Origin of the sequence: Tepidiphilus olei, from assembly GCF_006980705.1 — a bacterium.
Taxonomy (GTDB): domain Bacteria; phylum Pseudomonadota; class Gammaproteobacteria; order Burkholderiales; family Rhodocyclaceae; genus Tepidiphilus; species Tepidiphilus olei.
Genome location: NZ_SBHO01000006.1, coordinates 76,256 through 92,043, shown reverse-complemented (window position 1 = coordinate 92,043; position 15,788 = coordinate 76,256). Strand labels below are relative to the sequence as shown.

At 65.2% G+C, this 15,788-nt stretch carries 12 protein-coding genes and 1 tRNA gene; 8 read left to right on the top strand and 5 right to left on the bottom strand.

Annotation, left to right across the window (positions count from 1 at the left end; genetic code table 11):
- Positions 1–12: 12 nt before the first annotated feature.
- The 3 genes from EPD80_RS07795 to EPD80_RS07785 are packed head-to-tail and all read right to left on the bottom strand — an operon-like array spanning position 13 to position 4,476.
- A complete protein-coding gene (locus EPD80_RS07795; protein ID WP_142810878.1) occupies positions 13–222 on the bottom strand; it encodes a YgaP family membrane protein in 210 nt (69 codons plus the stop codon).
- Entirely contained in the window at positions 219–3,431 is a 3,213-nt protein-coding gene (locus EPD80_RS07790) for an efflux RND transporter permease subunit (RefSeq protein ID WP_142810876.1), read from the bottom strand. Before EPD80_RS07790 ends, EPD80_RS07795 begins: the two co-directional genes overlap by 4 nt.
- 1 nt (position 3,432) lies before the next feature.
- The gene (locus EPD80_RS07785) at positions 3,433–4,476 is read right to left on the bottom strand and encodes an efflux RND transporter periplasmic adaptor subunit (RefSeq protein ID WP_142810874.1); all 1,044 of its coding nucleotides are present in this window, start codon (positions 4,474–4,476) and stop codon (positions 3,433–3,435) included.
- 260 nt (positions 4,477–4,736) lie between these two features.
- Between EPD80_RS07785 and EPD80_RS07780 the strand changes: the two genes are divergently transcribed.
- The 5 genes from EPD80_RS07780 to EPD80_RS07760 are packed head-to-tail and all read left to right on the top strand — an operon-like array spanning position 4,737 to position 8,884.
- Complete coding sequence (locus EPD80_RS07780) at positions 4,737–5,102, top strand: ArsR/SmtB family transcription factor (protein ID WP_142810872.1); 366 nt, start codon at positions 4,737–4,739, stop codon at positions 5,100–5,102.
- Positions 5,099–5,512, top strand: a complete 414-nt coding sequence (locus EPD80_RS07775; RefSeq protein WP_206673304.1) for an archease — start codon at positions 5,099–5,101, stop codon at positions 5,510–5,512. Before EPD80_RS07780 ends, EPD80_RS07775 begins: the two co-directional genes overlap by 4 nt.
- Positions 5,513–5,523: 11 nt before the next feature.
- Entirely contained in the window at positions 5,524–6,954 is a 1,431-nt protein-coding gene (locus EPD80_RS07770; protein ID WP_142810868.1) for an RtcB family protein, read from the top strand.
- 11 nt (positions 6,955–6,965) lie between these two features.
- Positions 6,966–7,535: a nicotinamidase gene (locus EPD80_RS07765; protein ID WP_221928908.1), complete on the top strand. Its 570-nt coding sequence runs from the start codon at positions 6,966–6,968 to the stop codon at positions 7,533–7,535.
- Positions 7,536–7,546: 11 nt separating this feature from the next.
- Positions 7,547–8,884, top strand: coding sequence for a nicotinate phosphoribosyltransferase (locus EPD80_RS07760; RefSeq protein ID WP_142810864.1), 1,338 nt, complete (start codon positions 7,547–7,549; stop codon positions 8,882–8,884).
- Between the two features lie 17 nt (positions 8,885–8,901).
- Here EPD80_RS07760 and EPD80_RS07755 read toward each other — a convergent pair whose 3' ends face one another.
- Positions 8,902–9,354 (bottom strand): DUF1178 family protein, encoded by a 453-nt coding sequence (locus EPD80_RS07755; protein ID WP_142810862.1) that lies wholly within the window; start codon positions 9,352–9,354, stop codon positions 8,902–8,904.
- Between the two features lie 168 nt (positions 9,355–9,522).
- Between EPD80_RS07755 and EPD80_RS11345 the strand changes: the two genes are divergently transcribed.
- The 3 genes from EPD80_RS11345 to EPD80_RS07740 all read left to right on the top strand — a co-directional run bounded on the left by EPD80_RS11345 (position 9,523) and on the right by EPD80_RS07740 (position 15,489).
- A complete protein-coding gene (locus EPD80_RS11345; protein WP_185957741.1) occupies positions 9,523–11,139 on the top strand; it encodes a methyl-accepting chemotaxis protein in 1,617 nt (538 codons plus the stop codon).
- Positions 11,140–11,494: 355 nt separating this feature from the next.
- Entirely contained in the window at positions 11,495–12,568 is a 1,074-nt protein-coding gene (locus tag EPD80_RS07745; protein WP_142810860.1) for an HD domain-containing phosphohydrolase, read from the top strand.
- Between the two features lie 125 nt (positions 12,569–12,693).
- Positions 12,694–15,489 (top strand): EAL domain-containing protein, encoded by a 2,796-nt coding sequence (locus EPD80_RS07740; RefSeq protein WP_185957740.1) that lies wholly within the window; start codon positions 12,694–12,696, stop codon positions 15,487–15,489.
- A gap of 173 nt (positions 15,490–15,662) precedes the next feature.
- On the opposite strand, the gene EPD80_RS07735 is transcribed toward EPD80_RS07740, so the two are convergent.
- Positions 15,663–15,735, bottom strand: a tRNA-Ile gene (locus tag EPD80_RS07735).
- Between the last annotated feature and the right edge of the window lie 53 nt (positions 15,736–15,788).

Sequence of the window (15,788 nt, the reverse complement as noted above, 5' to 3'; positions counted from 1 at the left end):
CGTCCTCCGTGTTCAGCAACCGCCCGGCACGCCGAGCTTGCGCAGGATGATTTCCAGGGGGCACCAGCGGGTGAAGCCACTCTGCAGCAGGTTCAAGCCGACGAAGGCGGTGAAGGCGAGCCACCATTGGCTCATGAAGAAGGGGCTCGCGGGCGCGCCCAGGAGCAGCGAGACGAGGATGAAAGTGCCTGCGAAGATGCGGACGATGCGCCAGGACGTCATGATGGTTCTCCTTGGTCGGGACGGGAACGGCGATAAGCCATGTAGTAGAGGGTGGGGATGACGACGAGCGTGAGCAGGGTCGAAGCGAAGATGCCGAAGATGAGCGAGATCGCCAGGCCGTTGAAGATCGGATCGTCGAGGATGAAGAACGCGCCGATCATGGCCGCCAGGGCCGTGAGCAGGATCGGCTGGGCGCGCGTGATCGCCGAGCGCACGATGGCACGCTCGAGCGGCACGCCCTCACTCACTTGCAGCCGGATGAAGTCGACGAGCAGGATGGAGTTGCGCACGATGATGCCGGCGAGCGCAATCATGCCGATCATGCTGGTGGCGGTGAATTGCGCCCCGAGCAGCGCGTGCCCCGGCATCACGCCGATGAGGGTGAGGGGGATCGGCGCCATGATGACGAGGGGTACGAGGTAGGAGCCGAAGTGGGCCACCACCAGCAGGTAGATGAGCACCAGCCCCACGGCGTAGGCGGCGCCCATGTCGCGGAAGGTCTCGTAGGTGATCTGCCATTCGCCATCCCATTTGTAGCTGTAGCCGCGCAGCGCATCCTCGGGCTGGCGGATGAAGTGCTCCTCGAGGTGGCCCCCGTCGGGAGCGACGATCTCACCGATCGCCCCGCGCATGGCGAACATGCCGTAGAGGGGACTGTCGATGTGTCCGGCCATGTCACCGACGACATAGACCACCGGCAGGAGGTCTTTGTGGTAGATCGGCTCTTCGCGCAGCGTGTCGCTCACCGTGACGAGTTCGCGCAGCGGCACGAGCCGCCCGTCGGGCCCGCGCACGGCGAGCCGCAGCAGCGCGTCCAGCTCGCCATGGGCTTCGGCGGGCAGCTGCAGCACGACGGGGGCCGGGTATTTGCTCGCGTCGTGCAGGTAGGTCGATGGCAGTCCGGCCAGCCCCGCCTGCAGGGTGGTGACGATCGCCTGTTGCGAGATACCGGCCAGCGCCGCCTTGCGCCGGTCGACGAGGAGGAGTTTTCTCGGCGCCTCGGCGATCGTGCTGTCGTCGATGTCGACGATCCCCGCGGTGCGCTCGAACACGGCGCGCATGGCCTTGGCCACGGCCCTGCGCCCCGCGGCCTCCGGGCCATAGATCTCGGCGACGATGGGCGAGAGCACCGGCGGACCCGGCGGCACTTCCACCACCTTGACGTTGGCGCCCATGCTTCGGCCGATCGCTTGCAGCGCCGGGCGCAGCCGGGTGACGATGGCGTGGCTCTGTTCGTGGCGCAGATGCTTGTCGACCAGATTCACCTGGATGTCGCCGACCTCGCCGCCGGCGCGCAGGTAGTACTGGCGCACCAGTCCGTTGAAGTTGATGGGCGAGGCGGTGCCGGCGTAGGCCTGGTAGTCGGTCACTTCCGGCTGACGGGCAAGGAACGCCCCCAGTTCGTGCAGCACCGCCGCCGTGCGCTCGAGCGGCGTGCCAGCGGGCATGTCCACCACCACCTGGAATTCGGATTTGTTGTCGAAAGGCAGCATCTTCATGAGAACGAGCCCCGTGGCCGGAAGCGCGAGCGAGGCGCCGATCGCCGCGAGCACGAAGAGCGCGAGTACGCCCCGGTTCCTCGCCCCGCGCCGCTCGTCGAGCAACGGCCGGAAGATGCGCTCGAAGAGCGGGGTGATGCGCTCGCCGAGGCCGGTCTTCGCCTGGCCGTGTCCGTGCAACCACAGGCGCGACAGCCAAGGCGTGACGGTGAAGGCAATGGCGAGCGAAATGAGCATGCCCATGCTGGCGTTGATCGGAATGGGGCTCATGTAGGGGCCCATGAGGCCGGTGACGAAGGCCATGGGCAGCAGCGCCGCGATCACCGTGAGCGTGGCGAGGATGGTGGGGCCGCCCACTTCGTCGACGGCGCCGGGGATGAGGCGCGCGAGCGGCGTATCGGGTTGCAGCAGGTGGTGGCGGTGGATGTTCTCCACCACTACGATGGCGTCGTCGACCAGGATGCCGATGGAGAAGATGAGCGCGAAGAGCGAGACGCGGTTGAGCGTGAACCCCCAGGCCCAGGAGGCGAAGAGCGTGGCCATGAGGGTGAGCACCACGGCGAGCCCCACGATGGCCGCCTCGCGCCGCCCCAGGGCGAAGAAGACGAGCGCCACCACGGAAGCGGTGGCGAAGAGCAGTTTCTTGATGAGCGTCTGCGCCTTGTCGTTGGCGGTGACGCCGTAGTTGCGCGACACCGCCAGCTCCACCCCGGCGGGCACGATGGTGTTGCGCAGCATCTCGGCGCGACGGATCACCGCGTCGGCCACGTCGATGGCGTTCTCGCCGGGCTTTTTCGTGACGGCGATCGTCACCGCGGGGAATTCCCCGCCGCCCGCTCCTTCGGCGCGGCCGTACCACACGTAACGTTCGGGCGGCGGCGGGCCGTCCTGCACCTCGGCTACCTCGCGAAGGAACACCGGCCGGCCCTCATGCACGCCCACCACCAGCTCGCCCACTTCCTCGGCGCTGGCAAGGAACGGCCCGGTTTCCACGGCGACGGTGGCATCTCCTTGCACCAGTTCCCCCGCCGGCAGGCCGGAGTTGGCCGAACGCAGGGCGGCGTGGAGATCCTGGACGGTGACGCCGCTGCCGGCCATCTTCGCCGGATCGAGGCGTACGAGCACGGCCCGTCCGGGCCCGCCGATCGTCTGCACCTCGCGCGTGCCAGGTACCCGCTTGAGCTCGATCTCCATGCTGTGAGCGACGCGTTCGAGATCGAACGCCCCTTGCTGCGGGTCGGTGGCGTAGAGCGTGAGTGTGACGATGGGTACGTCGTCGATACCCTTGGGCTTGATGATCGGTTCGAGCACGCCCAGGTCGCGCGGCAGCCAGTCGGTATGGGTGCGCAGCGTGTCGTGCAGCCGCACCAGGGCCACGATGCGCGGCACCCCCACCTTGAACTGTACCGTGAGGATGGCCAGACCCGGGCGCGAAACGGAGGTGACGTGTTCGATCCCCTCCATCTGCGCGAGCACTTGCTCGGCGGGCGAAGCCACCATCTGCTCGACGTCGGCCACCGCCGCCCCGGGGAAGGGAATGAGGACGTTGGCCATGGTCACGTTGATCTGCGGCTCTTCCTCGCGTGGTGTCACCAGGACGGCGAAGAGCCCCATGAGCAGGGCGAGCAAGGCGAGCAGCGGCGTGATCTGCGCGCTCTGGAATTGCGCGGCGATGCGGCCGGAGAGGCCGAGCGGGCGCGGCGCGCTCATCTCAGCGTATCCTCGCGGCGCGCTCGGGGTTCGTTACCACGCGCTCGCCCTCGTCGACCCCGCTGAGGATCTCGATGCGCTCGCCCTCGGTTCGCCCCAGACGCACTTGCCGCAGTATGGGTTTGCCGTCACGATCGAGCACATAGAGGCCGGTCATTTCGGCGCGGCGCACCACGGCGCTCGCCGGCACGAGGAAACGCCATCCTTCGCCCGTGCCCGGACTGCGCCAGGAGAGCCGCGCGAAGAGCCCCGGTTTGAGGCCATGCACTTCGGGCGGAAGCGCCAGACGCAGCTGGACCGTGTGGGTGGAAGGATCCGCCGCGGGAAAGATCTGCACCCGTTCGGCGGGAAGATGCAAGACAGGAAAGCCGGGAACTTCCACGTCCACCGTTCCCCCCGGTACCAGGGTGCTCGCCTCGCCCTGGGCGGCGACGGCGGTGACGCGCAGCGCGCCCGGATCGTAGATGCGCACCAGCGGCCGGCCGGGAAGTGCCGTCTCGCCCAGCACCACCGGCACTTCGCTCACGATCCCGTCGTAGGGCGCGGTGACCCGATGGTATCCCGCTTGCGTGCGCACGGCTTTGGCTTGCGCCTCGAGCGCGGCTACGCGCGCCTGGGCCGCGTCGCGCTGGGCGCGAGCCCGATCGAACGCCGCCTCGCTGATATAGGCTTTCTCGAAGAGGCGCCGCTGGCGCTCGTATTCCTTGAGAGCGACCTGGAGCTCGGCACGCGCGGCCTGGACCTGGGCCGCACTGGCCGCGGCCTGATCCTCGGCGGCGCGAGGGTCGATGCGCACCAGTTCCTGGCCGGCCTGCACGCGCAAACCCACTTCCGCCGGCCGGGCGACGACCACGCCGGCCACTTGCGCCGTCATCAGCGTGTCGCGCACCGCCTCGACCGTGCCCTCGGCGCTGTGGCGCGCGGACTCGCGCTCGGCTTGCACGGGTACGGCCTCGAGTTCGGCCTCGGGCGCCGCCAGCAGCCCTGCGCCATGGTTCAGCATGCCGGCAAGGAACGCCAGCAGGGCGATGCACCTCGATCCCATGTTCTTCTCCCTCTCCTGGCGGGCATTCTTTTGGACGGCTCGAATAACTTACTGCGCGGCCGCATGGCGGCGTTGCGCAGTGCTCGGATGCTCGCCTATCTGGGTGATATGTTTTCGCATCCTGCGCTCCGGGTGCCTTGTCCTGCAGCCGCTCGCGACGGTTCTTCGAACCGCCCCTTCGATTCCATTATTTAATTATTTGACTAAATAGTCAAGTAGTGTTCGAATCGCGACATCGACTGCTGCAACGGAGCCCGTCCATGGAAAAAATTCCTCCCGAGATCATGGCGCAGGTGGCGAGCTACTTCCAGGTACTCTCCGAGCCCACGCGCCTGCACATCCTCAACCTGTTGCAGGAGGGGGAGTGCAGCGTCGGTGAAATCGCGCAGCGCTGCGGCTATACTGCAGCCAACATTTCGCGCCACCTCTCGCTCATGACCAAGCACGGATTGCTCGAGCGCAGGCGCCAGGGCACGACCGTCTATTACCGCATCGCCGATCCCTCGGTCTATGCCCTGTGCGAGCTGGTGTGTGGCAATCTGGCACGGCGCCTGCTGCAGGCGGCGCAGGTTCCGGGGGGATGGTCGCAAGATGCGTCCCCCATGGGGCATCGAGGAGAGCCATGAGCGCTTGGGAACACTTCGAACATGAAGCGGACATCGGCGTGCGCGGGCGCGGCGCCACGCTCGCGGAGGCGTTCGCGCAGGCGGCGCTCGCACTCACGGCCATCGTCACCGACCCGGCCCTCGTCGCGCCGCGCGTGCCGGTGACGATCCGCTGCGAGGCGCCCGATCCGGAGTTCCTTCTCGTCGACTGGCTCAATGCCCTGATCTACGAGATGGCCACGCGCCACATGCTCTTTTCCCGCTACGAGGTGCGCCTCGAAGGCGATCGGCTGGAGGCCACCGCCTGGGGCGAACCGGTGGATCGGTCGCGGCACCAGCCGGCGGTCGAGCCGAAAGGAGCGACGTTCACCGCGCTCCAGGTGGCGCGACAAGGGGAAGAATGGATCGCACAATGCGTCGTGGACGTATAGGGAGACGAGCCATGAACCTAAAAGGATTCGAACGACTCGGCCCCTGTCATTGGCGGCTCGCGCCGCGCGGGGCGATGCGCGTACCGGTGGAAATCTTCGCGGACGAGGCGCTGTTGCAGGCGATGGACGACAAGGTGCGCGAGCAGGCGGAAAACGTCGCCACGCTGCCCGGCATCGTGCGCGCCTCCTATGCCATGCCCGATGCCCACTGGGGCTATGGCTTTCCCATCGGAGGAGTGGCCGCTTTCGATCCGGACGAAGGCGGTGTCGTTTCGGCCGGCGGCGTCGGCTTCGACGTGAGCTGCGGCGTGCGTTGCCTGCTCACGGGTTTGTCGGTCGATGCGATCCTCGCAGTTCAGGAACCCTTGGCCGAAGCCCTCTTCGCGGCGATTCCGGCCGGGGTGGGCAGCACGGGTCAGATCCGGCTATCGGATTCGGAGATGGACGCCATGCTGCGCGGCGGGGCGCGCTGGGCGGTGGCGCAGGGCTATGGCGAGGCGGCCGACCTGGAGCGCATCGAGGAGCACGGCTGCATGGCCGGAGCCGATCCCAAGGCCGTTTCGGCGCAGGCCAAGAAGCGTCAGCGCGAGGAGATGGGCACGCTCGGTTCGGGTAACCACTACCTCGAAGTGCAGCGTGTGGCCGAGCTCTACGACGAGGCCACGGCGGCGGCCTTTGGCCTGGTGCGCGACCAGGTGGTGGTGAGCATCCACTGCGGCTCGCGCGGCCTGGGACACCAGATCGGCACCGAGTATCTCAAAGAGATGGCGCTCGCGGCAAAGAGCCACGGCATCGTTCTGCCGGATCGGGAGTTGGCTTGCGCCCCGATTACCTCGTCCGTCGGGCAACGGTATCTGGGCGCGATGCGCGCGGCGATCAATTGCGCGCTCGCCAATCGCCAGATCCTCACGCACCTCACGCGCCGCGTCTTCGCCGAATTCTTCCCTGGTATCTCGCTGCCGCTCCTCTACGACGTCTCGCACAACACCTGCAAGGTGGAGACGCACGAGGTCGACGGGCGCCGGCGCACGCTCTACGTGCATCGCAAGGGGGCCACGCGCGCCTTCGGTCCGGGGCATCCCGAGCTGCCCGAATCCTTGCGCTCCGTGGGCCAGCCGGTGCTCATCGGCGGCAGCATGGGTACGGCCTCCTACGTGCTCGTCGGCACCAAAGAGAGCGAGGCGCTCGCGTTCAGTTCGGCCTGCCACGGCGCGGGCCGCGCGATGAGCCGGCAGCAGGCGCTCAAGCGCTGGCAGGGAAGGGAAGTGGTCGAATCGCTCGCGCGCCGCGGGGTGATCGTGCGCAGCCCCTCGTTTCGCGGCGTGGCTGAAGAGGCGCCCGACGCCTACAAAGACGTGAGCGCCGTGGTCGATGCGGCCGACCGCGCCGGGCTCGCGCGCAAAGTGGCCAAGCTCGTGCCGCTCGTGTGCATCAAGGGATGAAGGAGAAGAGCGTGGAGCAACTGGGTGCAGGGGACGCGCTGCTGCTCGTCGACGTGCAGCACGACTTCCTTCCGGGCGGAGCGCTCGCGGTGCCGCAAGGCGATCGCGTGCTCGCGCCGCTTTCCCGGGCGGTGGCGGCGTTTGCGGCACAGGGCTTGCCCATTTTTGCCAGCCGTGACTGGCATCCGTCGAATCACTGCTCGTTTCATGCGCAAGGAGGGCCGTGGCCGCCGCACTGCGTCGCCGGCACACGGGGAGCCGAATTCGCCTTGACCCTTCCGCCTTCAGCGATCGTGATCTCCAAAGCGACGCGCCCCGAGGAAGAAGCCTATTCCGCCTTCGCCGGCACGAAGCTCGAGCAGAGGCTGCGCGAAGCGGGCGTGCGCCGGCTTTTCGTCGGGGGACTTGCCACCGACTATTGCGTGCGCGCCACCGTGCGTGATGCGCTTGCCGCCGGCTTCGAAGTGGTGCTGCTCACCGACGCAGTGGCTGCCGTTGATTCAGAAGATGGGGCGCGAGCGCTCGAAGAAATGCGCCGACTCGGCGCCCGCTTGATCGACGCCGCATCCGCATTCGCATGAAAGGAGTTTAGATGGACAGCGAACGCAGCCTGCTTCTGACCGATCTCTATCAACTCACCATGCTGAAGGGCTATTTCGAGCGCGGCATGTACGACACCGCCGTGTTCGAACTCTTCGTGCGCAAACTGCGCCCCGGCCGTAACTTCCTCGTCGCCGCCGGCATCGAACCGCTCGTCGAATGGCTCGAACAGGCCCGTTTCAGCGCCGACGAGATCGACTGGCTGCGCGCAAGCGGCCGCTTCTCGCCGGAATTTCTCGATTGGCTGGCCGGCTGGCGCTTCACCGGCGACGTGGACGCCATGCCCGAGGGCACGGTCTTCTTTCCCAACGAACCGGTGGTGCGCATCACCGCGCCGTTGCCGCAGGCCCAATTGATCGAGAGCCGGCTCATCAACCTGCTCAACTTTCAAACCCTCATCGCTTCGAAGGCCGTCCGCTCGGTGCTCGTCGCTCCGGGAAAGACCCTCGTCGACTTCGGCCTGCGCCGTGCGCACGGGGCCGAAGCCGGCGTGCTCGCGGCCCGTTCGGCCTGGCTCACCGGTTTTTCCGGTACGGCCACGGTGCTCGCCGGCCAGCGCTACGGCATTCCGCTCTACGGCACCATGGCGCACTCTTACATCCAGGCGCACGACGACGAAATGGAGGCTTTCCGCGATTTCGCCCGAGCGCAACCCGGCAACGTGGTGCTGCTCATCGACACCTACGACACGGAAGCGGCGGCGCACAAGGTGGTGGCGCTCGCCAAGGAGCTCGAACCCGAGGGAATCCGCATTCAAGGGGTGCGCATCGACAGCGGCGATCTGGGCGAACTCGCCCGCCGCGTGCGTCGCATCCTCGACGAGGGAGGCTTGCAGCGCACCATCGTCTTCGCCAGTGGCGATCTGGACGAATACCGTGTGCGCGAACTGCTCGCCCAGGGCGCGCCCATCGACGGCTTCGGCATCGGCACCAAGCTCGACACCTCTGCCGACGTCCCCTATCTCGATTGCGCCTACAAGCTCGAGGAATACGCCGGCAAACCGCGTCGCAAGCGCTCCGCCGGCAAGGCGACCTGGCCGGGACGCAAACAAGTGTGGCGTCGCTACGATGCCCAAGGGCGCATGGCGGGCGATGTGGTGGGGTTGGTGCACGAGGTGCACGACGGAGAACCGCTGCTCGTTCCCGTGATGCGTGGCGGACGTCGGCTCGATACGCTCGCCGGGCTCAGGGCGGCGCGCGAGCACGCTGCCGCCCGGTTGAGTACGCTTCCGGAGCCGTTGCGCGCCCTGGAAGACGCGCCACCCTACCCGGTGGAGATCTCCGGGGAATTACAGGCGCTGGCGGCGCGGCTCGATGCCGAGGCGCATTGAGGCTTGGCGCTTACGGCTCAGTGCATGTCTTCGTCGAGTGGCGGCAGAGGCAACACCTCAATGCCTTCCTCGAGCAAGGAGAGGAATTCTTCGGTGCTACTCTGGCCCCGGATGGGGCGCGCATCGGCTTCGCCCCGGTGGATGCGGCGCGCTTCTTCGGGAAAGCGCGCCCCTACGTCCTCGGCTTGTCGCCCCAGGGCACGCAGCGTCTGCCACAGGTGCGCCAGACGCGCATCTTCGGCGGGAGGAGGCGGCACCGGAGCGGTCGCCGGCAGGGAAGGTTCGTGTATCTCTCCGCCGCGCTCGCCGGTGTGCACGTAGGGCGCGCTGGGCAGGCGGCGCACCTCCTTGCTGCCGCACATCGGGCAATGCACCGCACCCTGCGCCAGTTGGGATTCCAGCGCCTCGGCCGAAGGGAACCACCCCTCGAAACGGTGCGCCGCAGCGCACAGCAGATCGACGACGATCACCGATGTTCCCCGCGCAAATCGAAACGGCCAATCATAGCATGCTCCGTCTTGCCCATTCGGATGACGCGATGAGACGAAAGTTCGTGCCGGGGCCGCCGGGGGCTCAAGTTTTTGCTCCGGCGACCGATAATCAACGAAATCGAACCTCGAATCTCTGGGAGCAAAGCGATGGCGATCAAACTGCGAACCGCCCTCATGGCCAGCATGGGAGCGATCGTTCTCGGCAGCGTGGCCACGGGCTGGGTTTCTTGGTACACGCGCGACATGCTCGCCGGGCACCTGCTCACGACGCAGACGGTCATTCTGCCCAATACCGTCGCCATGCGCGAGGCGAACCGCGCGGGTATCCAATTACAGGCCGCCGCCAGGGGGGTCGTGCTGCTCCCCGAGGATGCGCAGGCCAAGGAAAACTTGCGCAAAGGGGTGGATGAATTTCCCCGCCTGCTCGAAGATGTGATCGCCAAAGCCCGACGCAAGGAAGTCCGGGAAGACCTCCAAGGGATGCTCACCGATTGGAAAAGCCGCGTCGTGCCGGCCGTGCAGCGGCTGCAGGCGGCCGTAGAGCGCGGCGACGTCGAGGCGGCGCGCCAAATCCTGCTGCAAGAGCTCAATCCTGCCTGGCGCGACATCAAGGCAAGGCTCGAAAAGCGCATCGCCTGGCGCGAAAAGGCCAATGACGAGGAATTCGAGAAATATCGCCGCGAGGCGACGTTCTGGTCCACCTTGGTGACGGCCTCCTCCGCGGCGCTGGTCGTTTTTGCACTGGCTTTGGGTATCGTGATGGATCGTGTTTTGCGCCGCCGTCTGGCCGAGGCCGAAGAGGCGGTGGGCGCGGTGGTCGACCGGCGTGATCTCACCGCGGTATTGCCGCCTTCCTCCGACGACGAACTCGGCCGTATCATCGCCGCCATCGGGCGCCTGCGCGACGCCATCCGCGACCTGGTCCTCGCCCAGCGAGCCGTCTTGACCCGGGTACGCTCCGCCGCGGAAGAACAAAGCACGGACGCGGCCGAAGCCCGCCGTGCCGCCGCCTTGGCCGCCGAGAACTCGGAGAAGATGGCCGCCGCCATCGAGGAACTCTCGGCCAACATCGACCGGCTCAACGAAATGGCTCACCTCGCCGACGAGCGTGCTGCGCAATCGCAGCAGCGCAGCCTGGCCGGCGTGGCCATCATCGAGCGCACGGCGCACCAGATGCGCGGCATCGTCGAGATCACGCAACGGGCGGGAACCGCCGTCTCGGCCCTCATCGAACAGGCACAGCATATCTCCTCCATCGCGCAAACGATCCAGGAAATCGCCGATCAAACCAATCTCCTCGCCTTGAACGCCGCCATCGAGGCCGCGCGGGCCGGAGAATACGGCCGCGGCTTTGCCGTAGTCGCCGACGAAGTGCGCAAGCTCGCCGAACGCACTGCTGCCTCTACCCGCGAGATCCGCGAGATCATCGACCAGGTCCAGCAGCAATCCAACGACGCCAGCGCTCAGATGGCCCAAGTGCGCGAGCGGGTGGAGGAGGGCGAAACGCTCGCCGCGCAGGTCGAGGACGAGTTGCACGCCATCTCGTCGGTGATCGATGCGGCGCGCGAAGCCGTCTCCTCCATGTCGCACGCCATCGAAGAGCAAGCCAAGGCGGCGCAACTTCTGGCCCAGCAGGTCGAGCAGGCGGCGCAAGCAGCCGACGGGGCGGCCGAGCGGGCCAGCGACAGCGAAGAAAAGGCAAAACTCCTCCTGGAAACCGCGCGTCAGGCCGAACAGGGGTTACAGCAGTCTTTCCGTGCGTGAGCGTCATGCCACGACGGGAAAGAGTAGGCGTTCGTTGGGTGTGGTCATGCCTCGTCGGGGCGGGGCTGTGACCCCGTATATAGCCATTATCCCGACGAGAAAGCCTCAAAGCATATGCTTGAATCATCGTTTCCGGAGGCTCGAGCGTCGTTCCCGGTGCACACGTTTCAGGATCCGCTCCGCCATTTGATCGAACGGTCGATGCAAAACCGATCGAGTACCGCTTTCACGTAGGGCATGATTACGGAGAAACTGCGGCTCTACGGATGCTGGCGCTATAATCGATGAAAATCGTCCGTTTTTCCGAGTGACTCCGAATCACCACCGCGATCGCGCGGCATTCTCAGAGAGCGGGATGAAAGACATGGCCGTCACGCTGCAGCAGTGGATCGATTTTCTCGACATCGATCAGGAAATCATAGAGACCTTGCGTGCGTTTCTCCCCCGACTCGCGCCGCAGATCGACCGCGTCAGCCGCGCCTTCTATCGCCGTGTACTCGATTCGCCCGAAGCGTTGGGTCTATTCGCCTCGGAAGACGAGGTGCATCACGCCCTCGCCAAGCAGAAAGCTCATTGGCTCGAATACGTCTTTGCGGGACGGTTCGACCGTGACTACGTGGAGGCAGCATTGCGCATGGGCAAGATCCACCAGCAGCGCGGCGTCGATCTTCGCTTGTTTTCCGGGGCTTATGCCGTCGTTCTGAGTGAGATCAACGCCATCGTGATGGAGAGCATTTCGGATCACGAGCAGCAGATACGCACTCTGCGCGCGGTCAATTTCGCCGTTTTCCTCGATTTGGGGTTCGTTGCCTCGGTCTATTACGACGCCTACACCGACGATCTCGCTGCGATGGCCAAGGATCTCACCGTGAGCCTGGCGCGGGCCGGGGAGTACCGCGACGCGGATACCGGTGAGCACATCCATCGCATGGCCAAGATGTGCGCCGCCGTGGCGCGCCGTCTCGGGCAGGAGCTGAGCTGGGTGGAGCAGCTCGAGGCGGCCAGTCCGTTGCATGACGTGGGCAAGATCGGCATTCCCGATGCGATCCTGCTCAAGCCGGGAAAGCTCACCGAGGAAGAGATGGCGGTGATGCGCCGTCACACCGAGATCGGTACCGACATCATCCCGAAGAACGGTCACGAGATCCTGCAGATGGCGCGTCGCATCGCGCTCACCCATCACGAGCGCTGGGACGGCAAAGGCTACCCGGCCGGTCTGAGCGGAGAAGAGATCCCGCTGGAAGGGCGAATCGCCGCCGTATGCGATGTCTATGACGCGCTGCGCTCGAAACGCCCGTACAAACGGCCATGGACGCACGAAGAGGCAGTGCGCTACCTGAGCGAGAATCGTGGAACGCAGTTCGACCCCAAAGTGGTGGATGCGTTCCTTCAGGCCCTGCCGGAAATCGAAAAGATCTGGGAGAATTAACGGCAGAGTGCCGTAGAACAGGGCTGCGAGAAAATGGATTTTACCGTGGCGTGTTTGGATCCCCGAAAGTAGGGCTACGCCACGCCACGGTACAATCCATTCGAAGCGCATTCCGTGGAGCACCGGTGCAACATTTCTCCCATCACTGCTGCGATCTCGCCTCGCTCGATGCGTTCTGCGCCACGCACGATCTGCGGAATCGGCGGGGGTTGATCCAGGTATTCGTCACCGAGTGCGAAGAAAGTCTGCTCCAAACGGTGCTGGAGCGTCTGCAGCGCTTCCCAGGGTTCGCGGTGATCGGCGCTTCGGCTGCAGGGGCGATCGCAGGCGGTGACATCCTCGACCAAGGGGTGCTCCTCTCCGTCACCGTGCTGGAGCACGCTAGCACCCAGATAAAAACGTACTACGTGGCGCAGCCCGATGCTGAGGCGGGTCGCTCGCTCGGGATGACGCTTGCGGCCGAGGGCGCGCGGCTGGCGCTCGCCCTCGGCAACGTACTCGACGAGAACCCCGAGCCTTTTCTGGAAGGCCTTGCCGCCGGAGCACCGGAGCTCGTGCTGGCCGGAGGCGTCGCGGCGGACAACCTGCGTTTCCATGGCACCTTCGTCATCCATGGTGATCAGGTACATTCCCGCGGCTTGGTCCTGGCCGCATTCCACGGCCAGGATCTGCACGTACGCGCCGAATCTCTGCTCAACTGCACTTCGGTGGGGCGCCCGATGCGCATCACCCGGGCGCGCGAGGAATGCGTCTACGAGATCGACGGCAAACCGGTGCTCGACGTGTATCGCTACTATCTTGGCGAGGAAGTGCTGGAGAATATCCCCGTTTCGATGGTCGAATTTCCCCTGATCGTACGCACGCAGGGGGTCGACATCGCCCGCTTGCCCGTGTCGCTCACCGAGGACGGGGCGCTGCGTTATGCTGGTCGCCTGCGCATGGAGGAGCCGGTGCGCTTTGGCATCGGTGACATCTTCACCATGCTCGAACGCGCCCGCGAAGTAGCCGCGCACCTTGCATGTCACGTTCCGGCCGAGGCCCTCTACGTCTATTCCTGCAGGGGGCGGCGCCTATATCTGAAAGAGCACGCGCCGATCGAGCTCGGGTCGCTCGCCGCCGTCGCGCCCGCGGCCGGATTCTTCACTTATGGCGAGTTCTTTCACCTGTCCGGCGACAATCGACTGCTCAACATGACCACCACCGCGGTCATCGTGGCCGAGTCGGACGAGATCCATCCGAAGTCCCCCGTCCTGAGGCAGAAGCTGCCTGCGCCCAACCGCACCCTGCGTGCGCTCGCGCACCTGAGTGAAGTCACTTCGCAGGAACTGGCGCAATCGATGCGCGTTCTCGAGCAATACCGCTATGCGCTCGATCAAACCGCCATCGTCTCGCGCACCGACCTTCAAGGGCGCATCACGTATGTGAATGCCCTGTTCGAGCAAGTCACGGGGTATCGCGCCGAGGAGCTCATGGGGAACTCGCACTCCCTTTTGCGTCATCCGGACACGCCCAGCGCCGTGTATGAGTCCCTGTGGCGCACGATACGCGCCAAGCAGATCTGGCGCGGAGTGATCAAGAACCGCGCCAAGGATGGCCGTGCGTATTATCTCAAGTCCACCATCATTCCTTTGCTGGACGAACGAGGAGAGATCCGGGAATACATCAGCGTCGCCGAGGACATCTCCGAGATCATCCAGGCTCAAGAGCGCATCGAACGGCAGGCCGTCGACCGACTCACCGGTCTGCCCAACCGCAATAGCCTCATCGAGGTGCTCGAGCGTGATCGATTCGGCATGCTCGCGCTCCTCGATGTGGCCGGATTCAAGTCGGTCAACGAGTATTACGGGTTCGAGGTGGGTGATCGGGTGATCGTCGAGCTGGCGGCCCGTCTGGTACGGTACTTGCAGCCGCTGGAAATCGGCGTCTATCGCAGCTATGGCGCGTGTTTCGCCTTGCTGGCCCCGCAAGAAATGCCCCCCGCCACCTTCGAGGCGCATCTGCGCTCCTTGCGCGAGTCGATGCATTCCTTGCGTGTCCTCGTCGGAGAGGAAGAGGAAGAGATCGATCTCGACTTCTACGTCGGGATCGCCATCGGGGGCGATCATCTGCTGGCCTTGGCCGAATCTGCGCTGCAGAAGGCCAAGGAAGAAGGGGTGCGCGAGGGCGTCTTCGTCCTGAGCGGACAGAATCAATCCTATCTCAAGAATCGCTTCTGGATCAATGAGATCAAGCAGGCGCTGCACGAGGAGCGCCTGTTGTGCCATTTCCAGCCCATCGTGCCCGTATCCATGACGGGAGAAAGACCGAAATATGAGGCCTTGCTGCGCCTTCGGGGGCGGGACGGCACGCTATATCCGCCCGGTGAGTTCCTCGACATCGTCAAACAGACGAGCCATTATTTCCGCATCACACGTCGGGTGCTGGAACTCGCGCTCGAGGCAGCCCAACGCAGTGGCGCCCAAGTCTCGGTGAACCTCTCCTATCTGGATGTCTCCGACGAGCGCACGCGTACGTTCATACTCGACCTGCTGGCTCGCGGCGGCGGCGCGCACCTGGTCTTCGAGATCACCGAAACCGAGGCATTCAAGGACCCTGCCCAGATCCGCGATTTCGCCGACGAAGTGCGTCGCCATGGGGTACAGCTGGCGCTGGACGATTTCGGAAGTGGCTACTCCAACCTCAGCGCGCTCGTGCAGCTGGTGCCTGATTACCTGAAGATCGATGGATCGCTCATCGTCCGGGTGGAGCACGATGAAAATGTACGGCAACTCGTCAGGGCCGCGACCGATTTTTCCCGTGTCCTGGGAATGAAAGTCGTCGCCGAATTCGTACGCAATGAATCGCTCGCCCAGCACTTGCGCGCGCTGGGTGTGGACTACCTGCAGGGCTATGCCCTGGGGGTGCCTGGCCCGCTGCCGTGAAGCGAAGGAAACGCCTGGTGGCAACGCGTTTGGCCAGCCAATGCTCGATGTCGAGCGCCTGGCACGGTTCATCGAAGGTCAGTGTAGGGGTTCGATCCGTTCTGCCCTACACTCTCCCTACACAACCCTTTTTGTAGTATGACGATAGTCACGTAACTCATTGATTTTATTGATGGGCCCAGCTGGATTCGAACCAGCAACCAACGGATTATGAGTCCGCTGCTCTAACCGTTGAGCTATGGGCCCTAAACAAGAAATTATCGCATGAAAAAACCCGCCGGTGGCGGCGGGTCGGGGGA